This window comes from Leptolyngbya sp. NIES-2104, from assembly GCF_001485215.1.
GTDB lineage: Bacteria > Cyanobacteriota > Cyanobacteriia > Leptolyngbyales > Leptolyngbyaceae > Leptolyngbya.
Window position 1 is genome coordinate 2,212,643 of sequence record NZ_BBWW01000001.1, and the last position, 16,962, is coordinate 2,229,604.

General features: G+C 48.0%; 18 protein-coding genes. 6 read left to right on the top strand and 12 right to left on the bottom strand.

The window, feature by feature from the left end:
* The first annotated feature begins 1 nt into the window (after nucleotide 1).
* Nucleotides 2-1,183 carry an ATP phosphoribosyltransferase regulatory subunit gene (locus tag NIES2104_RS10175; RefSeq protein ID WP_058998115.1) on the top strand — a complete coding sequence of 394 codons (1,182 nt, stop codon included), beginning with the start codon at nucleotides 2-4 and terminating at the stop codon, nucleotides 1,181-1,183.
* A gap of 18 nt (nucleotides 1,184-1,201) precedes the next feature.
* Here NIES2104_RS10175 and NIES2104_RS10180 read toward each other — a convergent pair whose 3' ends face one another.
* The 4 genes from NIES2104_RS10180 to NIES2104_RS10195 form a co-directional block, all read right to left on the bottom strand.
* A complete protein-coding gene (locus tag NIES2104_RS10180; protein WP_058998116.1) occupies nucleotides 1,202-1,531 on the bottom strand; it encodes a XisI protein in 330 nt (109 codons plus the stop codon).
* Nucleotides 1,519-1,935, bottom strand: a complete 417-nt coding sequence (locus tag NIES2104_RS10185) for a XisH family protein (RefSeq protein ID WP_058998117.1) — start codon at nucleotides 1,933-1,935, stop codon at nucleotides 1,519-1,521. Before NIES2104_RS10185 ends, NIES2104_RS10180 begins: the two co-directional genes overlap by 13 nt.
* Nucleotides 1,936-2,067: 132 nt before the next feature.
* A complete protein-coding gene (typA, locus tag NIES2104_RS10190; RefSeq protein ID WP_058998118.1) occupies nucleotides 2,068-3,864 on the bottom strand; it encodes a translational GTPase TypA in 1,797 nt (598 codons plus the stop codon).
* A 68-nt stretch (nucleotides 3,865-3,932) separates the two neighbouring features.
* Nucleotides 3,933-4,400, bottom strand: a complete 468-nt coding sequence (locus NIES2104_RS10195; RefSeq protein ID WP_058998119.1) for an EVE domain-containing protein — start codon at nucleotides 4,398-4,400, stop codon at nucleotides 3,933-3,935.
* Nucleotides 4,401-4,558: 158 nt separating this feature from the next.
* On the opposite strand from NIES2104_RS10195, the gene NIES2104_RS10200 reads away from it, so the two are divergent.
* Nucleotides 4,559-5,380 carry a squalene/phytoene synthase family protein gene (locus NIES2104_RS10200; RefSeq protein ID WP_058998120.1) on the top strand — a complete coding sequence of 274 codons (822 nt, stop codon included), beginning with the start codon at nucleotides 4,559-4,561 and terminating at the stop codon, nucleotides 5,378-5,380.
* Between the two features lie 195 nt (nucleotides 5,381-5,575).
* Here NIES2104_RS10200 and NIES2104_RS10205 read toward each other — a convergent pair whose 3' ends face one another.
* From NIES2104_RS10205 to NIES2104_RS10225, 5 genes are all read right to left on the bottom strand, one after another.
* Nucleotides 5,576-7,033: a hypothetical protein gene (locus tag NIES2104_RS10205; RefSeq protein ID WP_058998121.1), complete on the bottom strand. Its 1,458-nt coding sequence runs from the start codon at nucleotides 7,031-7,033 to the stop codon at nucleotides 5,576-5,578.
* Nucleotides 7,034-7,193: 160 nt separating this feature from the next.
* Nucleotides 7,194-7,409, bottom strand: coding sequence for a DUF2281 domain-containing protein (locus NIES2104_RS10210; RefSeq protein WP_058998122.1), 216 nt, complete (start codon nucleotides 7,407-7,409; stop codon nucleotides 7,194-7,196).
* Nucleotides 7,410-7,433: 24 nt separating this feature from the next.
* On the bottom strand, nucleotides 7,434-8,342 hold the full coding sequence (locus NIES2104_RS10215) for a MoxR family ATPase (RefSeq protein WP_058998123.1): 909 nt from the start codon (nucleotides 8,340-8,342) through the stop codon (nucleotides 7,434-7,436).
* A gap of 65 nt (nucleotides 8,343-8,407) precedes the next feature.
* Complete coding sequence (locus tag NIES2104_RS10220) at nucleotides 8,408-9,325, bottom strand: bifunctional riboflavin kinase/FAD synthetase (RefSeq protein WP_058998124.1); 918 nt, start codon at nucleotides 9,323-9,325, stop codon at nucleotides 8,408-8,410.
* Nucleotides 9,326-9,458: 133 nt separating this feature from the next.
* Nucleotides 9,459-10,703, bottom strand: a complete 1,245-nt coding sequence (locus tag NIES2104_RS10225) for a glycoside hydrolase family 10 protein (RefSeq protein ID WP_082689963.1) — start codon at nucleotides 10,701-10,703, stop codon at nucleotides 9,459-9,461.
* Nucleotides 10,704-11,155: 452 nt separating this feature from the next.
* Between NIES2104_RS10225 and NIES2104_RS10230 the strand changes: the two genes are divergently transcribed.
* Nucleotides 11,156-11,866, top strand: coding sequence for an SGNH/GDSL hydrolase family protein (locus tag NIES2104_RS10230; protein WP_059001652.1), 711 nt, complete (start codon nucleotides 11,156-11,158; stop codon nucleotides 11,864-11,866).
* Here NIES2104_RS10230 and uraH read toward each other — a convergent pair.
* Nucleotides 11,863-12,216 carry a hydroxyisourate hydrolase gene (gene uraH / locus NIES2104_RS10235; RefSeq protein WP_058998125.1) on the bottom strand — a complete coding sequence of 118 codons (354 nt, stop codon included), beginning with the start codon at nucleotides 12,214-12,216 and terminating at the stop codon, nucleotides 11,863-11,865. The genes NIES2104_RS10230 and uraH overlap by 4 nt on opposite strands.
* A 41-nt stretch (nucleotides 12,217-12,257) precedes the next feature.
* On the opposite strand from uraH, the gene NIES2104_RS10240 reads away from it, so the two are divergent.
* Nucleotides 12,258-12,932, top strand: coding sequence for an endonuclease domain-containing protein (locus NIES2104_RS10240; RefSeq protein WP_058998126.1), 675 nt, complete (start codon nucleotides 12,258-12,260; stop codon nucleotides 12,930-12,932).
* A 322-nt stretch (nucleotides 12,933-13,254) separates the two neighbouring features.
* Nucleotides 13,255-14,694, top strand: coding sequence for a PP2C family protein-serine/threonine phosphatase (locus NIES2104_RS10245; protein ID WP_058998127.1), 1,440 nt, complete (start codon nucleotides 13,255-13,257; stop codon nucleotides 14,692-14,694).
* On the opposite strand, the gene NIES2104_RS10250 is transcribed toward NIES2104_RS10245, so the two are convergent.
* The gene (locus tag NIES2104_RS10250; RefSeq protein ID WP_058998128.1) at nucleotides 14,666-14,944 is read right to left on the bottom strand and encodes a hypothetical protein; all 279 of its coding nucleotides are present in this window, start codon (nucleotides 14,942-14,944) and stop codon (nucleotides 14,666-14,668) included. The genes NIES2104_RS10245 and NIES2104_RS10250 overlap by 29 nt on opposite strands.
* 68 nt (nucleotides 14,945-15,012) lie before the next feature.
* Here NIES2104_RS10250 and NIES2104_RS10255 point away from each other — a divergent pair, with 68 nt between their 5' ends.
* Entirely contained in the window at nucleotides 15,013-15,249 is a 237-nt protein-coding gene (locus NIES2104_RS10255) for a helix-turn-helix domain-containing protein (protein WP_058998129.1), read from the top strand.
* 145 nt (nucleotides 15,250-15,394) lie between these two features.
* Here NIES2104_RS10255 and NIES2104_RS10260 read toward each other — a convergent pair whose 3' ends face one another.
* Entirely contained in the window at nucleotides 15,395-16,942 is a 1,548-nt protein-coding gene (locus NIES2104_RS10260) for an MHYT domain-containing protein (protein WP_058998130.1), read from the bottom strand.
* Nucleotides 16,943-16,962: the final 20 nt, after the last annotated feature.

The window sequence follows — 16,962 nt, forward strand, 5'->3', positions numbered from 1 at the left end:
AATGGTTTACCAGCCCCCCGCAGGGAGTCGCGACCTCCTGCCCCTGGATGTCGCCCAAAAACGTTGGATAGAAGATCGGCTTCAGCAGGTATTTCACGGTTGGGGCTATCACCGCATTATTACTTCGACGCTAGAACGATTGGATACGCTAATGGCAGGTGGTGCGATCGAGCGTTCCACGGTGATCCAACTACACCAACTCGAAGAAGACCCGCTCGGTCTGCGTCCCGAACTCACAGCCTCAATCGCTCGTACCGTTGCTACTCGTCTTGCAAGCAGTAGTTTTCCTCAAAGGCTCTACTACAACGCGAATATTTTTCGTCGCGCTCAAGAAGGCAGTCACAGTCGCCAGCAGGAATTTTATCAAGCGGGTGTAGAACTCCTCGGAGGCGGAGGACTGCGATCGGATGCCGAAATTCTGCTACTTCTGCTTGATTGTTTGAAGAGTGTAGAACTGTCTGGGCAGTTAATTCTCGGAGAAGCGGGATTAACACGATCGCTCCTGTCTGCCTTCCCCGAAGCGATTCGCCCGAAAGTTCGGAGTGCGATCGCACATCTCGATCGATTAGCACTGGAATCTCTGCCTTTATCGGATACCGATCGCGATCGAGCGTTACTCCTGCTCGATCTCCGTGGCAAACCTGCGGACGTGCTCCAGAAAGTTAGCAGCTTAGAGTTAAACGAAACTGAGCGAGAAAGCGTTAACAACCTCAAATCGTTGATCGAACTTCTGCAAGCCAGCGTTGATGTGCGAATTGTTCTAGATTTGAGTTTGATTCGGACGTTCGACTACTACACCGGGATTGTCTTTGAGGTGGTGACACAATCCGGTCAAGTTGTACTTGGACAAGGGGGGAGATACGATCGCTTACTCGGTCAATTTCATCCTCAAGGCGAATCGATTCCGGGGATCGGGTTTTCCCTCCAGCTTGAGAACTTGCATCAAGTCTTACTGACGACAGGACAATTACCGAAACAAACGCGATCGTGTGATTGGCTCGTGGTGTCAGATGATCCGCAATTGGCGTTTGCTCATGCTCGGAAGTTGAGGAAAATGGGCGATCGCGTTGAGGTTGATCTCAGTTGTGGAACGCCTGACGAAATTCGAGAATATGCACACCAGCGGCGGATTTCTCAGATTGCCTGGGTGAAGCCAGACGGGGAAATTGCAATCGAACGGTAGTTCAAAAATCTTTGCTCATCATCCGATCGCATATCCACTGAACTGACGCTTAAACGGCGAGTGAAACCCGATAACAATATCAGAGCGTGGCACTCCTAACTCGACCAGTCGTTCTGAAATCGAATCTTCTGTGCCATTGTATTGAATCCAAATCTTTCCGTTCTGAATATCCAAATGCAAAATCGGACCAAACACCCGTCGACTTCCCTGCCAACCGACGTAGTTAAGCTGATAATGATCGTGCGTCGTATCAAAGATTAACTGAGGCTGTACAGTCTCAGTTGGCGTATCTGCATGATCGGTGAGAATCTGCTGAACTAGGTTGCGGTAATGTTCTAATTGATCCATTGCTGAATAACCTCCTGTACTGGATCATAGACAATTAACTTAATCTGATAGCGTTTGATCGTTCGCTGTACAAATGCAAGTTGAAAGAAGTCTTGATAAGTATCATTAGGAACAGCAAGATACAAGATACGATTCGGCTCCTGTTCTTCTAAAGCTTGACAGTAGTTCAGATATTGCCCCAGCGCAGTATGAAAGGTATGAACTTCAGAATCGCTTACAAAACTTTTGATTTCGACTGCGATCGCTTCTTGCTCTCGTTCTGCCGCGATCGTACTTTCTGCACCAAGATCGATCTGAATTTTGACCGCTTCCGCAATTTTTAACGTAAATGGATCGTGCGTTATTTTCCAGCCGTCTTTGATTAAAGCTGTTTTGACCTGCTGATGAAAAACGTCTCGTGCCATGACTAAGAAACAAATCTGTCTTGTTTTAGCTTATCGCAATCAGCAAGTAGACTAATTTACGTCTCAACTCAACTGAGCCGACAAACCAAAAATCGGGAGATCGAATTCGATCTCCCGATTTAGTTTTCTGATTTACTTCTTGGCTAACTTCTTCGCCTTCGCCACTTTCCGCAATCGAATCGATTCGGGGGTGACTTCTAGCAGTTCATCGGGTCCGATGTACTCAAGAGCGCGTTCCAAACTCATATCGATCGGTTCTTTCAACTGCACCAATTCCTCGCCGCCTGATGCGCGGTGGTTGGTCAATTGCTTCGTCTTACAGACATTGAGTTCGAGATCTTGAGGACGATTGTGCTCACCCAAAATCATGCCTCTGTAAACCTTCGTACCCGGACGGATAAAGAACACACCGCGATCTTCAGCGTTCTGCATCGAGTAGAAGGTAGCGACCCCTTCTTCAAACGAGATGAGAACACCGTTACGACGCGCTTCGATCGCGCCACTGATCGGACGGTATTCTAGGAAACTGTGGTTCACAATCCCTGCGCCGCGTGTCAATCGCATACACTCGCCCCGGAAGCCGATCAGACCGCGCGCCGGAATCACAAATTCTAGATTCGTGCGTCCATTAGTTCCGACCTGCATATCCTGCATTTCGCCCTTGCGCTGTCCAAGGCGTTCGATACAGCCGCCGACTGATTCTTCTGGAACATCTAGAATCAAGGTTTCAAACGGCTCACAAGGTTGACCGTTGATCTCGCGAAAAATTACTTGCGGCTGAGACACTTGGAACTCGTAGCCTTCCCGACGCATCGTTTCGATCAAAATGCCTAAGTGCAATTCACCCCGACCCGAAACCGAGAGTTTATCCGGCGAATCGGTGTCTTCGATCCGGAGTGCGACGTTGGTTTCGAGTTCGCGGTACAAGCGATCGCGCAATTGTCTTGAGGTCACAAACGTGCCTTCTTGACCCGCAAACGGCGAATCGTTGACTGAGAAGGTCATTTGCAAAGTCGGCTCGTCCACTTTGATCAGCGGTAAAGCTTGCGGATCGTTGGGATCGGTAATCGTTTCTCCGATGTTGGCATTGGCGAATCCTGCCACTGCGACCAGATTTCCTGCTGTTGCTTCTTCAATATCGACGCGCTTGAGTCCTTCAAAACCCATCAGCTTCGAGATCTTAGATTTAACGATCGCGCCTGTTTCCGTCACGATCGCGGCTTGTTGCCCCATCTTGATCGTGCCGTTGTGAATCTTACCGATTACAATCCGACCGAGATAATCTGAATAGTCGAGCGTTGTGACTTGAAGTTGAAGCGGCTTCGAGGCATCTCCAACGGGCGGCGGTACATGGTGCAGAATCGCATTAAACAGCGGCTGCATATCGCTCGATTCTTCTTCTAAAGCGTCCTTTGCAAATCCCGCCAAGCCAGAACCGAACAAGTAAGGGAATTCGCACTGGTCATCATCTGCACCGAGTTCGATGAACAGATCCAGCACTTTATCGACTGCAATCATCGGATTCGCACGAGGACGATCGATCTTATTCACAAATACGATCGGTCTGAGTCCTTTCTCCAAGGCTTTCTTCAAGACGAACCGAGTTTGCGGCATCGGACCTTCATTCGCATCGACGATCAGCAGACAGCCATCGACCATGCCTAAAACTCGCTCCACTTCACCGCCAAAATCGGCGTGTCCAGGAGTATCGACGATATTAATCAGCGTCTCTTTGTAGCGAACCGCGGTATTTTTTGACAGAATCGTAATGCCGCGCTCACGTTCTAGATCGTTCGAGTCCATCACGCAGTCCGGGACTTCCTCTCCTTCGCGGAACGTTCCCGCCTGCTTGAGTAGGGCATCGACGAGTGTAGTTTTACCGTGGTCAACGTGAGCAATGATCGCAACGTTCCGAATGGGAAGAGTCATAAATTCGACCGTTAGGGTGGAAAGAAATCGTAAAAACGCTTAACAATTCTATCCTAGCGGCTTCATCTTTAGTTGGGAATTTCTTGAGAACTTAGCGCCAAAATTCGATCGACAATCTCTACGGCGACAGGAAGCACCGATAACCGATTGCCTTGACGCACAACGGCTAATTCTTCAGGGGTAAAAGTTTCACGCAGACGATTTAATGAAATCAACGGCAATGTTTTCCAAAATTCAACGCGAACCGTTTGCCATCGGGGAGAATCAGGGGTCGATTTTGCGTCGTAGTATTTGCTATCAGGATCAAACTGAGTCGGGTCTACGAGATCAGATTCCACAATCTTCATTAAGCCAGCAATACCAGGAGGGTTTGTATTGGAATGATAAAAAAAGGCAACATCTCCCGATTTCATCGATCGCAGGTAGTTTCTGGCTTGGTAATTGCGAATCCCATCCCATAGGGTCACGCGATCGCGCTCTAAGTCGGTGATCGAGTAAACGTCTGGCTCGGATTTCATCAACCAATACTGCATCATATCGTCCTCATGCTGCGGGCAGTCTACCGCATCGGTGTAGTCTGTCTACACTGTTGCGGAACCGCAATTTGTTCTAAGTTAGCCGCATCGAATCTGGCAAAACAGTTTTTCGAGAACGCAACCTGTTATAAAAGTTTCGAGAGAGGAGTGAATATCACATGAACCTAAAAAGAACCGCGTTGGATTTGCTGAAGGAGACGAGTCGAACGTTTTATATTCCGATCAGTCGGCTACCTGATGGATTACAGGAAGCGGTTGCATCGGCGTATCTCTGTATGAGAGCGATCGACCAAATCGAAGACCATCCCACGCTGGATAACGCTGTGAAGGCTCGAATGCTGCGGCAAATTAGTCTGGTGCTACAGGCGGGAGAACACGGATTTACAGCAGAAGATTTTCGTCCGATTTTTGAACCGCAGGTGTCCGACCTTGAAGAAGTGACGCTGCGGTTGGATGAATGGCTTTCATATGCTCCCTCAGACATTGCGCCGCGAATCTGGGAAGCGATTTCAACCATGAGCGATCGGATGGCGTACTGGGCGGACTGTAACTGGTCGATCGAGACTGAAGCTGAACTAAATCAATATACGTTCAGCGTGGCGGCATCGGTTGGCTTGATGCTATCGGATTTGTGGGCTTGGTATGACGGCACGAAGACCGATCGGATTCAAGCGGTGGGATTTGGGCGCGGTTTGCAGTCGGTGAACATTCTCCGCAACCATGGCGAAGACAAAACACGCGGAGTCACCTTTTATCCAAAGGATTGGACAAATGACCAAATGCAAGCTTATTCGCGTCGTCAGCTTGAACTTGCGAATGCTTATGTCGCTTCTCTGCCGGAAACCAGTCCAGCTTTAGATTTCTGTCAAATTATTTTGATGCTGGCTCATGCAACTTTAGAAGCGATGGAGCAGGGAGCGGAGAAATTAACGCGATCGGAAGTGATGCAGTTAGTTCTACAAGTGACGAAAGCAAGTTGATTGTTGGATGCCCCTAGAGGGTGTTTGAAGAGTAGCCATCGATCGCATTTACCCGCCCGGAGCTGAACCTCCGGGCTAACAGAGGCAAGTCCCCTGAACGGCACTGAGCGCCACGAAAATTGTGATTTAGCCTGCTTTAAGTAGGGTTGCGCCGATTAGCCCAGAGGTTTAGCTCCGGGCGGGATCGAACCGTAGCTACTGACCCGATCGCGGAAAGCTCGGCAATTCAACTGCCGCTAAAGACTCCCGTTTTTTCTGCGATCGCTCTGGATAGACGACAGGCGAAGGACTGCTTTCTGAAGTCGGCGCGACATACGGTTCAGTCGAACGATCGCGATCGCTCAACGTAATAAACGGTGAGGGTGCTGCGATCGTCGGCTCAACCGCAGGCGGCAATGCCAAATTAAACGGATTTGCCGCGATTTCCTCGATTGCTGCTGCGCTTTCTAAAGGACTTGACTCTTCGACTGAGATAGACTGAATCACAGTGATTTCAGGTTCTAGAATAGGCTCTTGAACTGCTGGAGGTTCTACAGACTGACTCGCGCTCGGAACAAACAAATCGATATTGTGGCGAACCGTTGGAGCTTCTTCAGTTGAGCGAGCAATCATATAGCTCAACGGCGGGTGAATCACGATCGGTTCGGGTTGGGGAATTTGAAATTCCTCGATCACTTCTTCCGGTAACTCAAACGTTTCTGCTGCGATCGATTCTTCCTCAAACAAACTGTCATCATCGGGAGCTGTCGCCCAAACGCTATCAGCGGGTACAGCAATGTTTGTCGAAACAGGTTCTAGGTTCCAAGGATCAGAATCAAGCGTTGTAGACCAGGGTTGAACAGGTTGCGCTCTCACAAATCCAATCGATTCAGAGCGCGATTCATCTTCAGAAATCGCTTGATCAACTGATTCTTCGATTTTCTGAGTCGCAGTCACATCGAGACATTTTTCGAGCGCGGCTTTGAATTGCAGCGTGTATTGTTGCTGACGATGGAGACGCGATCGCAAATCCCGACACGCATTTTCAGATTGACGTAAATCCTGAATTTGCTGATCGTATTTCTGTTTCGTTAAGGCACAATCGCGCTCTAGTTGAGCGACTTGAGCTTGACTGGTTTCAAGCTGTGCAGTCAAGGTTTCAATCAAGATCTGCTGTTTTTGTTGAGCTTGATGCGCTTGCTCTAAGGTTTGATTCAACTGAGCCACTTCTGCTTGAGTGGTCGCGATCGCCTCTAAATGCTGTGCAATTTGCGCCTCTTGATCCTGCAATCTTTGACGAGACGCATCGAGAGCTTGACGCTGTTTGGCGATCATTGCCGCTTGTTGTTGCGTCAGGTGCGTTTCTCGCATCGATCGCTGTTCGGCTTCGGCTTGTTGGGTACTGAGTTGCGTTTCTAACCGTTTCGTTTCGGCTCTGAGAGTCGCATGAGCTTCACCGAGTGAGAATTCGAGTTCTGAAACCCGCGATCGCAATCGTTGATTTTGTTGTTCTAAATCTTGGATGCGGAGTCCGACTTGCGAGGGTTCCGGTTCAGCTTCGGGAATCGTGTTGATGTCGATCGCATTTGGAAAGTTCACGGTCGTCCAGCCCTCTTCGGGTGGGTTTGCTTCGACGGATTCGGAAGGGAGATTGGGGTTTTCAGCTTCACTCATGGGATAACCTGCAAGACGGGATCAACTCAGCACAGCAGCGTTTCTAAAATCAGAAACATTGAACGATATTTAGTTATAGCTAGACTTCTGAAGAATTGAACGTTTTCCTCTAATTTTTTTGACACAGCCTACCACGATTTACCGCATTTAGAGAAATTGCTCAACTCAGTTCGGATTTGAGTGACTCCCAAGAAATGGTTCCTTCTTGCTCAATTTCTTCAAGCACAGCACGAGCTTCTTCTAGATCGAGTTGATTTTCTAATGCTTGTTGTTGCTGTTTTGCCTTCAAGAATCTCAGAAAATCTAGTACCTCATCCAAAATTGGATCGGGAGCTTGATTAATTTCTTGAAGCAATAATTCTTTCGTATTCATCATTTGCCCGATCGCGATAAAGATATTCTACGGAATCGCGATCGTTCTCAACAGTCGATCGACAACCATCCGCGCTCGATTTCCACTTGCTGCGATCATTCGGTGCGAGAGAACATAAGGCGAGATCGCTTTAACATCATCCGGAGTCGCATAGTCTCGCCCTTGTAAAAAGGCGAAAGCTTGAACCGCTTTTTGAAGTGCAACCGTTCCACGGGGACTGACTCCGAGCAAGATTTCTTCATCTTGGCGAGTAGCGCGGACAAGGTTCAAAATGTATTGCTGAAGCGAGGATTCGACCCGCACTTGAGCACAGAGCACTTGCAGTTCGCGAATCTCTTCAATACTGATGCAGGGCGGTAACTCAGAAGCGCGATCGCCCGATTGCAATCGTTCTAACATCTGAAGTTCTTCAGATTCGGTCGGATAGCCCAAGGACAGCGACAAAGCAAATCGATCCATCTGGGCTTCGGGTAGCGGGAATGTGCCTTGATATTCCGCTGGGTTTTGAGTAGCGATCACAAAAAAGGGAGTGGGAACTTTGCGAGACACTCCATCGATCGTGACTTGCTGTTCTTCCATCACTTCGAGCAGTGCCGATTGCGTTCTTGGTGTGGCGCGATTGATTTCATCCGCCAACAGAACATTCGCGAAAATTGGACCCGCCATGAATTCAAATTCACCCGACCGAGGGTTCCAAATATTCGTTCCAGTCACATCGGTTGGCAGTAGATCCGGAGTGCATTGAAGCCGCTGAAATCTGCCATTAATCGATCGAGCTAACGATTTCGCCAATAGCGTTTTACCGACTCCCGGAACGTCTTCTAAAAGAGCATGACCACCCGACAAGAGCGCGACCAAAACAAGTTGGATGGCTTCTTGTTTACCAACGATCGCTAAACTCAAATGCTGTGTTAATTGCTCAATCCGCTCTCTCATAAAATGCTCCTACCGGGTTAAGACCCGTTGATCATACCCACGGTTTCTCAGAGTGGCGAAAAAACTCAAGAAATTGCGGTCAGTGCTGTTCTTGCCGTTTCACAATCTGCGTGAATTTGAGCTTTGAGATCTTCTAAAGAAGCAAATTTCTGTTCTGGTCGAATGAATTCTTCGAGTTCAACCGTGAGCGTTTTCCCGTACAAATCACCCGACCAATCGAGCAAATGAACCTCGATCGTTTGACTCAATCCATTCACGGTTGGACGGTTGCCGATGTTCATCACTCCCAAAATTGGCTCTGTCCCAACCCCTGAAACCCTGACTCCATACACACCACGGCAAGGAACTAACTTATCTGCAAGGAGTTGTAAGTTTGCGGTTGGAAACTCGATCGTTCGTCCGATTTGTTGTCCGGTCACCACTTGCCCGATCAAGCGATAGGGTCGTCCTAACATTCGATTTGCAGTGTGCAACTGTCCCGATAGCAATGCTTCTCGAATTGCAGTACTACTAATTCTTGTGCCGTGGAATTTCAATAAAGGCACGATCGTCACCCCAATCCCGAAAGTTGCAGCGATCGCTTTTAGAACCTCAGCATTTCCAGTTCGCTTATATCCAAAGCAAAAATCAGCCCCGACGCTTACTTGTCGCGCCTGAAGTTGATTCACCAAAATTTCTTCGACAAATTGCTGCGGGGTGAAGCTCGCTAACTCTCGATTAAACGGCAGTAAAACGAGTTGCTCTACGCCAATTTCTTCAAGATAGAGAACTTTTTCTTCTTGAGGCGTGATCAGCGATCGTGGTTCTCCACTAAAAAATTCTTTTGGATGCGGACTGAATGTAACCACCGTTGCACGAGATTGCCCATCATTGTCTAAGACGGGCGTGATGACTTGTCGATGCCCTAGATGAATGCCGTCAAAGTTTCCTAAGGCAACGGCGGTCGGAGTTAAAGCAGTAGTCGGAGAAGAAGTAATCCACACGCTTCACATTTTGACACATATCCATTACATAATTCAGAAGACACCCTAAAGAAAAGTAGGGAGTGGGGAGTAGGGAGATGATTGTCTTGTCACACCCCACACCCCACACCCCACACCCCACACCCTCTACTCCCTACCGACTCGACGATCGATAAGCAGGTTCTGGAAATAACGCCTGAAATCCTGCCTGCCGATAACTCGCGGGTTCGGGTGCGATATCCCAGAGACTTTCGTAGTAGAAATAGGCAACTCCTAAACCGCGATCGCGTGCTGCCTGAGTTTGCTCCTGAATTTGGCGAATCGAAACCGGATTCGTTCTTTGTCCAGTAAAGATGCCGATTCCGGTCGGAACTCGCTGCAAGGCGATTTGAATTTCTGGGCGAGTGAGTTTTTGAATGAAGCTTTGCAAGTCCGATCGATACACCTGCACGATCAATTCATCCGCGATTCCTTGTCGTATCCAGGCGATCCAATCTTGCAGATGGAACTTGTAGGCGAAGTCATAGTAGTTCGGAGAGATAGAAATGATCGCGTTAGGTTTACGATCGCGAACTGCCTTTTTCAATTGCACCATGAACGCCGTGATCTTGTTCGCTCTCCATCGCATCCAAGCTTGGTCGGCTGGATTGTTCGGGACATCTTTCTTGGTTTCTCTTTTATATAGAGCGCGAGTGTACGGATCGTAACCAAACTCACGCGGCAGGCTCATATTGTCATCGAACTGAATCCCGTCCACATTATATTGAGTCATCACTTCGACCACGAGCGAAGTAATAAACTGCTGCACTTGAGGATGGAAGGGATTGAGCCAAGCCACTTCGCCCGCGCCACTGATCGAAGTTTGGTCGCCGTTGCGCTGTTGAGTGAGCCACTCCGGATGATTCACAGCGAGTTCAGAAGTCTGCGGAGTCATAAAGCCGAACTCGAACCAAGGCAAAACGAGCAAGCCTTGACGATGAGCACGATCGACAACATCCGCGAGAATGTCATGCCCATCTGAGCCGCGATAAACAAACGGCTGAATCCCTTGCTGTTGAGCAACAGCACTCGAATAAGTCACATACCCCGAATTCCAAATTACCGGGTAAATCGTATTGAAATTCAAGCGCCCTAATTGATTCATCGCGTCTTGAACTTTTGTGCGGTCTTTCATCACATCGAGATCGTTTAACGTCAGCCACACCCCACGAATTTCTGGGCGAACGGCTGGAGGAGAAACGATCGGAGAAGTTACGCTGGGTGTCTCAATTTGCGGCACTTCAATTTGAGCCATTCCAGGAGTTCCAGTGAGGAGCACTGTGAACAAAGACACCAAAAAGAGCGGAATCAGAACCGCTTTTTTCCAATGCTGGAACCGAATGCGAAATTGAATCGGCATGAGAAACTCTATCAACCTCAAAACGTACAAGCGGTCTACAATGCACTAGCCCTACAGTGTACAAGCATTGCATCACCGCTTCGGGACAGGTAAAAAAGACAAGTCAAAACTTTATCTGAAATTACGACATCGCATCGTCACAAGTGTGAAATACGATCGCTATCTTGACCGACGTAAAATCTGGCTGTTCGGTGCCCGATCGCCCAATTCCATATTGCTCTTGGAATTCAGAATCTATGCTTGCATGAGTTCCACGTTTTATGGTTTGTTAAGAAATGAAATGTTTCGTTAAAGTCTAGAGAAAAAGTTCCATCTGTCCTGATGCGATCGCGCTTTGGGGAAATCTAACTTTAGTTAAGTCAAATATGCACCATTACGGGTATGAAATGTTAGAGCCGAATCGATCACACTGAAGTCTAATCGCCGGAATTCTTTATGGAGCAATGTTCGACATGAAGCGCTATTTCAAACTCAGTGTACTGCTTGGATTCGCGCTGCTTGTCAGTTCTCCGTCTGTGCTTCCAGCCATTTCTTCCCCCAAAGTTGATAAGCTTCCAACAGTTGACTGGTGGCGCTCTAAAGTGAAGTCTCAAGTCACGGCAAGCAGTGGAAAGCGCTACAGCGGCTGTATCTTCGGTGATTCGATTTCGTCCGGGTTGGGCAATACACTCGGACAGTCGAACTATAACTTTGCAATGGGCGGCATGAGTTCAGTTTCCCTGCTCGAACAAGTGAAGCAGTTGAAAGCGGGAAACGTGCAATGTCAAAAAGCCGTGATTGCGATCGGCACCAATGACGCGATGTTTTCGATTAGTAATGGCAGTTTCAAAAACAATCTCCGCCAAATTGTTACGATCACGCGCACGTTAGGCGCTTCTGAAATTACTTTAATTCCTGCGTTCTATTCCACAGTGGAAGCGAGTTACAACCCAAATGTTGCTGGAACCCTCGATCGTGTCGATGAGATTAGCGAATTAATTCGGCAAGTCGCAGCGGAACAAGATGTGAAATTAATCGCGAATGAAATTCAACCGCTATTTCGCGATCGTGCTCTCAAACAAGAAGTGACCTTTGATGGGGTTCACCTCAATGACAGCGGCAAAGCCATTTATCGCCAAGTGCTTCTAAATTTGTTGAATAATTCCGCTGTGAGTTCGCGTTAACTGCCTCGATAGGTACTGTACGACCACGGAGAAGCCAACAGCGGCACATGATAATGAGCATCCGCATCCGAAATGCCAAATCGAATCGGAACTCGATCGAAAAATCGCGGCTCAGTCGAATTCGTGGATTTTGCAGCGAAATAATCTCCGATCGCAAACACTAACTCATACGTTCCGACTTTGATTTCTGACTCGCTCAACATCGGGCTATCGGTTCGACCATCAGAATTCGTCGTCACCGTTTTCAAATGGGTTCGCTGATCGGCATCGATCGACCAAAGTTCAATCTTCAAATTCGCTGCTGGACAGCCGTGAGCCGTATCGAGAACGTGAGTTGTCAGCTTACCCATGAGTGCCACACAAATCTACAGGTCAGCGGCACAATAGAAGCATGGAGAAATTGCCCACGATCCTATTTCCAAGCAATCCCCGATCGCCGTTGCCGCCAGTCGGAACTCATCATAAAGCACGACGCGGACGATCGGAAAACCAATTTGAACGCGACTTATGGCGATACTTTCCCGGCAAGATTCACACCGAATTACTCGTGAAACGTCCCGAATTGAATCAGCCTTATGTTCCGGATTTTGCTTATCTCGATCGAGATCTCGCGATCGATATCGAAGTCGATGAACCGTATACGATCGACACTCGTAAACCGCTACATTTTCTAGACTGTCCGAAAGATCGATCGCGCAATCAATTCTTCACCGATCACGGCTGGATTGTGATTCGATTCAGCGAAGCTCAAGTGATCAAAACCCCAGCCAGTTGTTGTAAAACGATCGCATCGACGATCGCCAAAGTTTCCGGCGACAACACGATCATGAATGCCTTTCGTGACATTCCGACCTTAAAACCCGATCGACGGTGGACGATCGAACAAGCCGAAAAACTCGCCGCTCAGAATTACCGAGAACAGCTACAACTCAAAGCAGAACCCTCAAAACCGAATTTGATGAACGGCGACTTAAGCTTTCACTGTCCAGCCTGTGGGGAATTAGTTCGATGGCGAGGACACTATGTAAGCTGTACAAACTGCGGATATGACCAATTCGTTCTTTAATTTTGTCCGGTTTTTTCTGGTGACTTCTGAATACACCCAACACAGATGCGACCTGGCAAAAGATTGCAGAATAGACGAAAGTTCTAGCCTGCAAATATCCGCAAAATCAAGGAACTGTGTATAATCAGTCCCAACCGCTCGGATAAGTTCGATTCGGCTGATGGATAAAGGCTTCTGATGGGAAGATTTGAAAAATTAGCCGCGATCGCAAATTGCAACGAACACGCCAATTTTTAGCAATCTTCGCTAACATTAGTGTTCGCTTTGGATTTGGTCAGTTCGGTTTTTGCAACTCGCTCCGTTCTTTTACTCCCTAGTTTGAATGACTGCTGTGCCCCTTCCCCGTCCCTCTTCTCAACCACCTGAGCGCAGCAACTCAGGTTCCCCAGATGTGACTCCAGTTTTCGCCTTGAAGGAACTGGTGGCACGTCTCAATCGGGAGCAGCATAAAATCCAAGATTTACTGAGTTCACTGGGTTTTGCCCTTCGCAGTTTCAGCAATCTCAATCAATTTCTGGAACTTATCCCCCTGATGGCAAGTCGTGTTACTGATGCTGACGGCGGCGCATTAATTTTGTTCCGCCCGAATGGTCAGGTGAAATTAGAACGCCTTCATTGTCAGGACGCAAAATGGGGTCAGGAACTCCGAAAAGGGCTAGAAATTGCGACTCGTCAAATTACAGCATCATTAACCGGACTGCCACCGGGAGAGGCTTTAGCGCGATCGTCTCAAGTCGTCGCCATGCTCGATCACCAGATCACCCGGCATCTAGGCGGAGAAATTCAAATCTTCGGCACTGGAATTCTTGTTAAAAATAACGAACGCGGTCGGCTTTACGTCTTTAGTCGAGAGTCCGATTACACCTGGACAGAAACGCGCCAAAAACTGGTTCGACTGGTGGCGGATCAGACGGCAGTGGCGATCGAGAATGATGAACTAACAGTCGAACTGAAGAAAAAAGAACGGCTCGATCGCGAACTCGAAATTGGAGCCGATATTCAATTGCGCTTGTTACCGCGTCAATGCCCCGCGATCGATGGCATTGAACTTGCCGCACTCTGTAAAACGGCGAACCGAGTTGGGGGCGATTATTACGACTTTATTCCCGCAGATTATGGACAGACGCGAAAAGCGAATCCGAGTAATTCAGATGGGAAATGGAGTTTAGCGATCGGGGATGTGATGGGAAAAGGCGTTCCCGCAGGTCTAATCATGACGATGACTCGCGGAATGCTTCGGGCTGAAGTTTTAAACGGTCACTCTCCCGCCCGAATTCTTCAGCATCTGAATCAAGTCATGTATGCTGATTTAGAAAACTCGAATCGGTTTGTGACGCTGTTTTACTCCGAGTACGATCCGAAAACTCGTCTTTTGTCCTACAGCAATGCGGCACACAATCCGCCGTTACTCTGGCACGCTGCGACGAATACAATCAAACGGTTGGATACTCATGGAATGCTGATCGGTTTAGACATCGAAACTCAGTTCCAAGATGCTCAGGCGCAATTGGAACCCGGAGATACGCTGATCTATTACACCGACGGTTTCACCGATGCCGCAAATCAGTACGGACAGCGATTTGATGAGGAAAATCTAATCAGCGCGTTCCGGTGGGCATGTCAGCATTTTGATGATCCGCAGCAGATTTTGAAGTACTTATTCGACTGTGTGCAGCAGTTTATCGGGGTCGGTAATCCGAATTCGGATGATATGACGCTGGTCGTGCTGCGGGTCAAGCCGATGCCTGATCAAACATCATGACAAATTCGTAGTACGGCAACTGTCGTCGCAATACGGTTAAATGTCCTTCAGCATCCGATCGATTCCGGTACCTTCCGCGCACAACTCGCTGCATTTTTGGCAAAAGTTGCACAACAATCCAAGGCGCAAGCCGCTCCTGATAAGGCATAATCATACCTGTCTCCATCTTTGTATGGTGATTGTGAGCCAGTGCTGGAAGTTGGTCGCTGCTAAGCACTGGCTCTACTGTGTTTCCGATTGGCAACATCATATCGAAGCATTAGTTTTGTTGTCAATCGGAAACATCTTCAATTTATGAAACGTTGACACAAACTAAAGATGGGACGGGCAGGAAAAGCACTAGGACTAATTTTGAAGAATTACGGTATTAACCAAAATCAACTCGCGATCGCCATGAGTATCGATCGTTCTAGTATCAGTCGCTGGATCGCTGAAACTCGTGAACCTTCTGCGGAGTCTGTTCTAGAAATTCGAGATGCACTAGAAACGCTCGATACAGCCGCAGCAGCAGAATTTACTCGATTGTACTGGGGAAAAGATGAGTTGAGTGAGTAATCAGATGTTTTTGCGATCGTCTTGTTTAACGATTTTGCAGAACTAGCGATCGCGCAAATTCTAAAACTTGCTTGCGTCGATCGTCTGGAAGTTGTTCAACGATCGCAGCGCCTTAATCAGACACCAGAAGCCAATGTTACATCGACTAGCCTAAAGAGCGTGATTCTTGAGGTAAATGCAATGTAAAACAACTACCTTCACCGATCGTTGATTTCACCGTAATCTCACCGCCCTGAAGTTGAGCTAACTTCTGAGACAGAGCTAACCCTAAACCCGTTCCTTGATATTTGCGAGCTAAGCCTTGATCAAGCTGTTGAAAGGGTTGAAACAGCTTTTCTCGATCGATTGGCGCAATTCCAATTCCCGTATCGCAAATCTCAAACTCGATCGAGCTTTCAACCTGTCGAACACTGAGCGTTACAGAACCCACTTCAGTGAACTTAATCGCATTCGCGAGCAGATTGAGCAAAATTTGAGTCACACGACGTTCATCGGCAGTGCAGGTTGTAATTCCAGCCTCGATCGCATACGAAAACGCTAACCCTCGATGTTCTGCTTGTCCCTGAAGCGTGTCAAAACAAGCTTGACACACCGCTTCTACCGAAACAGAACCAATCTCAACTACTTCACGCCCAGACTCAGCTTTAGCTAAATCTAACAAATCATTGATCAAAGCTAGAAGTTGATAACCCGCATCAGAAATTTGCTGAACATACTGAAGCTGACGAGGGGTCAAGGCTCCAAACACTTGCTCTAACAACACACTCGAAAAGCCAATGATTGCGGTTAATGGCGTTCGCAACTCATGACTGGTATTCGAGAGAAAAGCGCTTTTGGCTTGACTTGCCGCTTCAGAGGCGAATTTTTCCTGTTCTAATTCTTTTGTCCGCTGCCGCACCAGTTCTTCTAACTGAGCTTCTGTGATTTGTAAGGCTTCGATTCTTGCCCGTTCAGCAGTCAACTGCCGTCCAAAAAACGATGCCAAAAGTGCCCCGGTCAAAATCAGTAATGCTGCAACACCAATGACGATCGCTAAAACTCGACTACTAATCGGTTCAATCTGAGGCGATTGGGTCGTAGCCGCTCGAATGTGCGTTGCAATCATCGCGCCATAGTGCATTCCAGAGATTGCAATGCCCATCGATCCAGCACTGCCAATGACTTGCCGCCATCGAGAAAAAATCGCATTGTTTTCTCGAAATCGTAAGAGCCAAAACCCTCCGAGTGAACCCGCGATCGCAATCACTCCCGACACCAACACCAGCGGCAGATCGTAAACTTGGCGGGCTGCCATTTGCAACGCTGCCATTGAAATATAGTGCATCGCAATGATCGTGCTGCCGATCATGACTGCACCGAGAATCCACCACACTTCAAACTGATTTGCAATCCAGACTCCGATGATCGATCCATTGATCGCAATCGCCACCGATAGCAGGAGCAGCAGAAAATTATAGCCAACGGGAATTGGCAATGTGTGTGCCAAAATTCCAGTAAAGTGCATTGCCCAGATGGTCAGCCCCAGCACAATTCCACTACCAATCAGCCAAAATTGACGCGATCGAGCAGAGTCGATCGGGATCTGTTCTGCAATGTCGATCGCGGTGTAAGAACCGATAAAAGAAATCAGCACTGACAGAACAATTAAGCGAAAGTCAGAGGTCGCAACGAGGTCTTCGACAGAGTGAAGCATTGCAGATGGATTCAATGGCA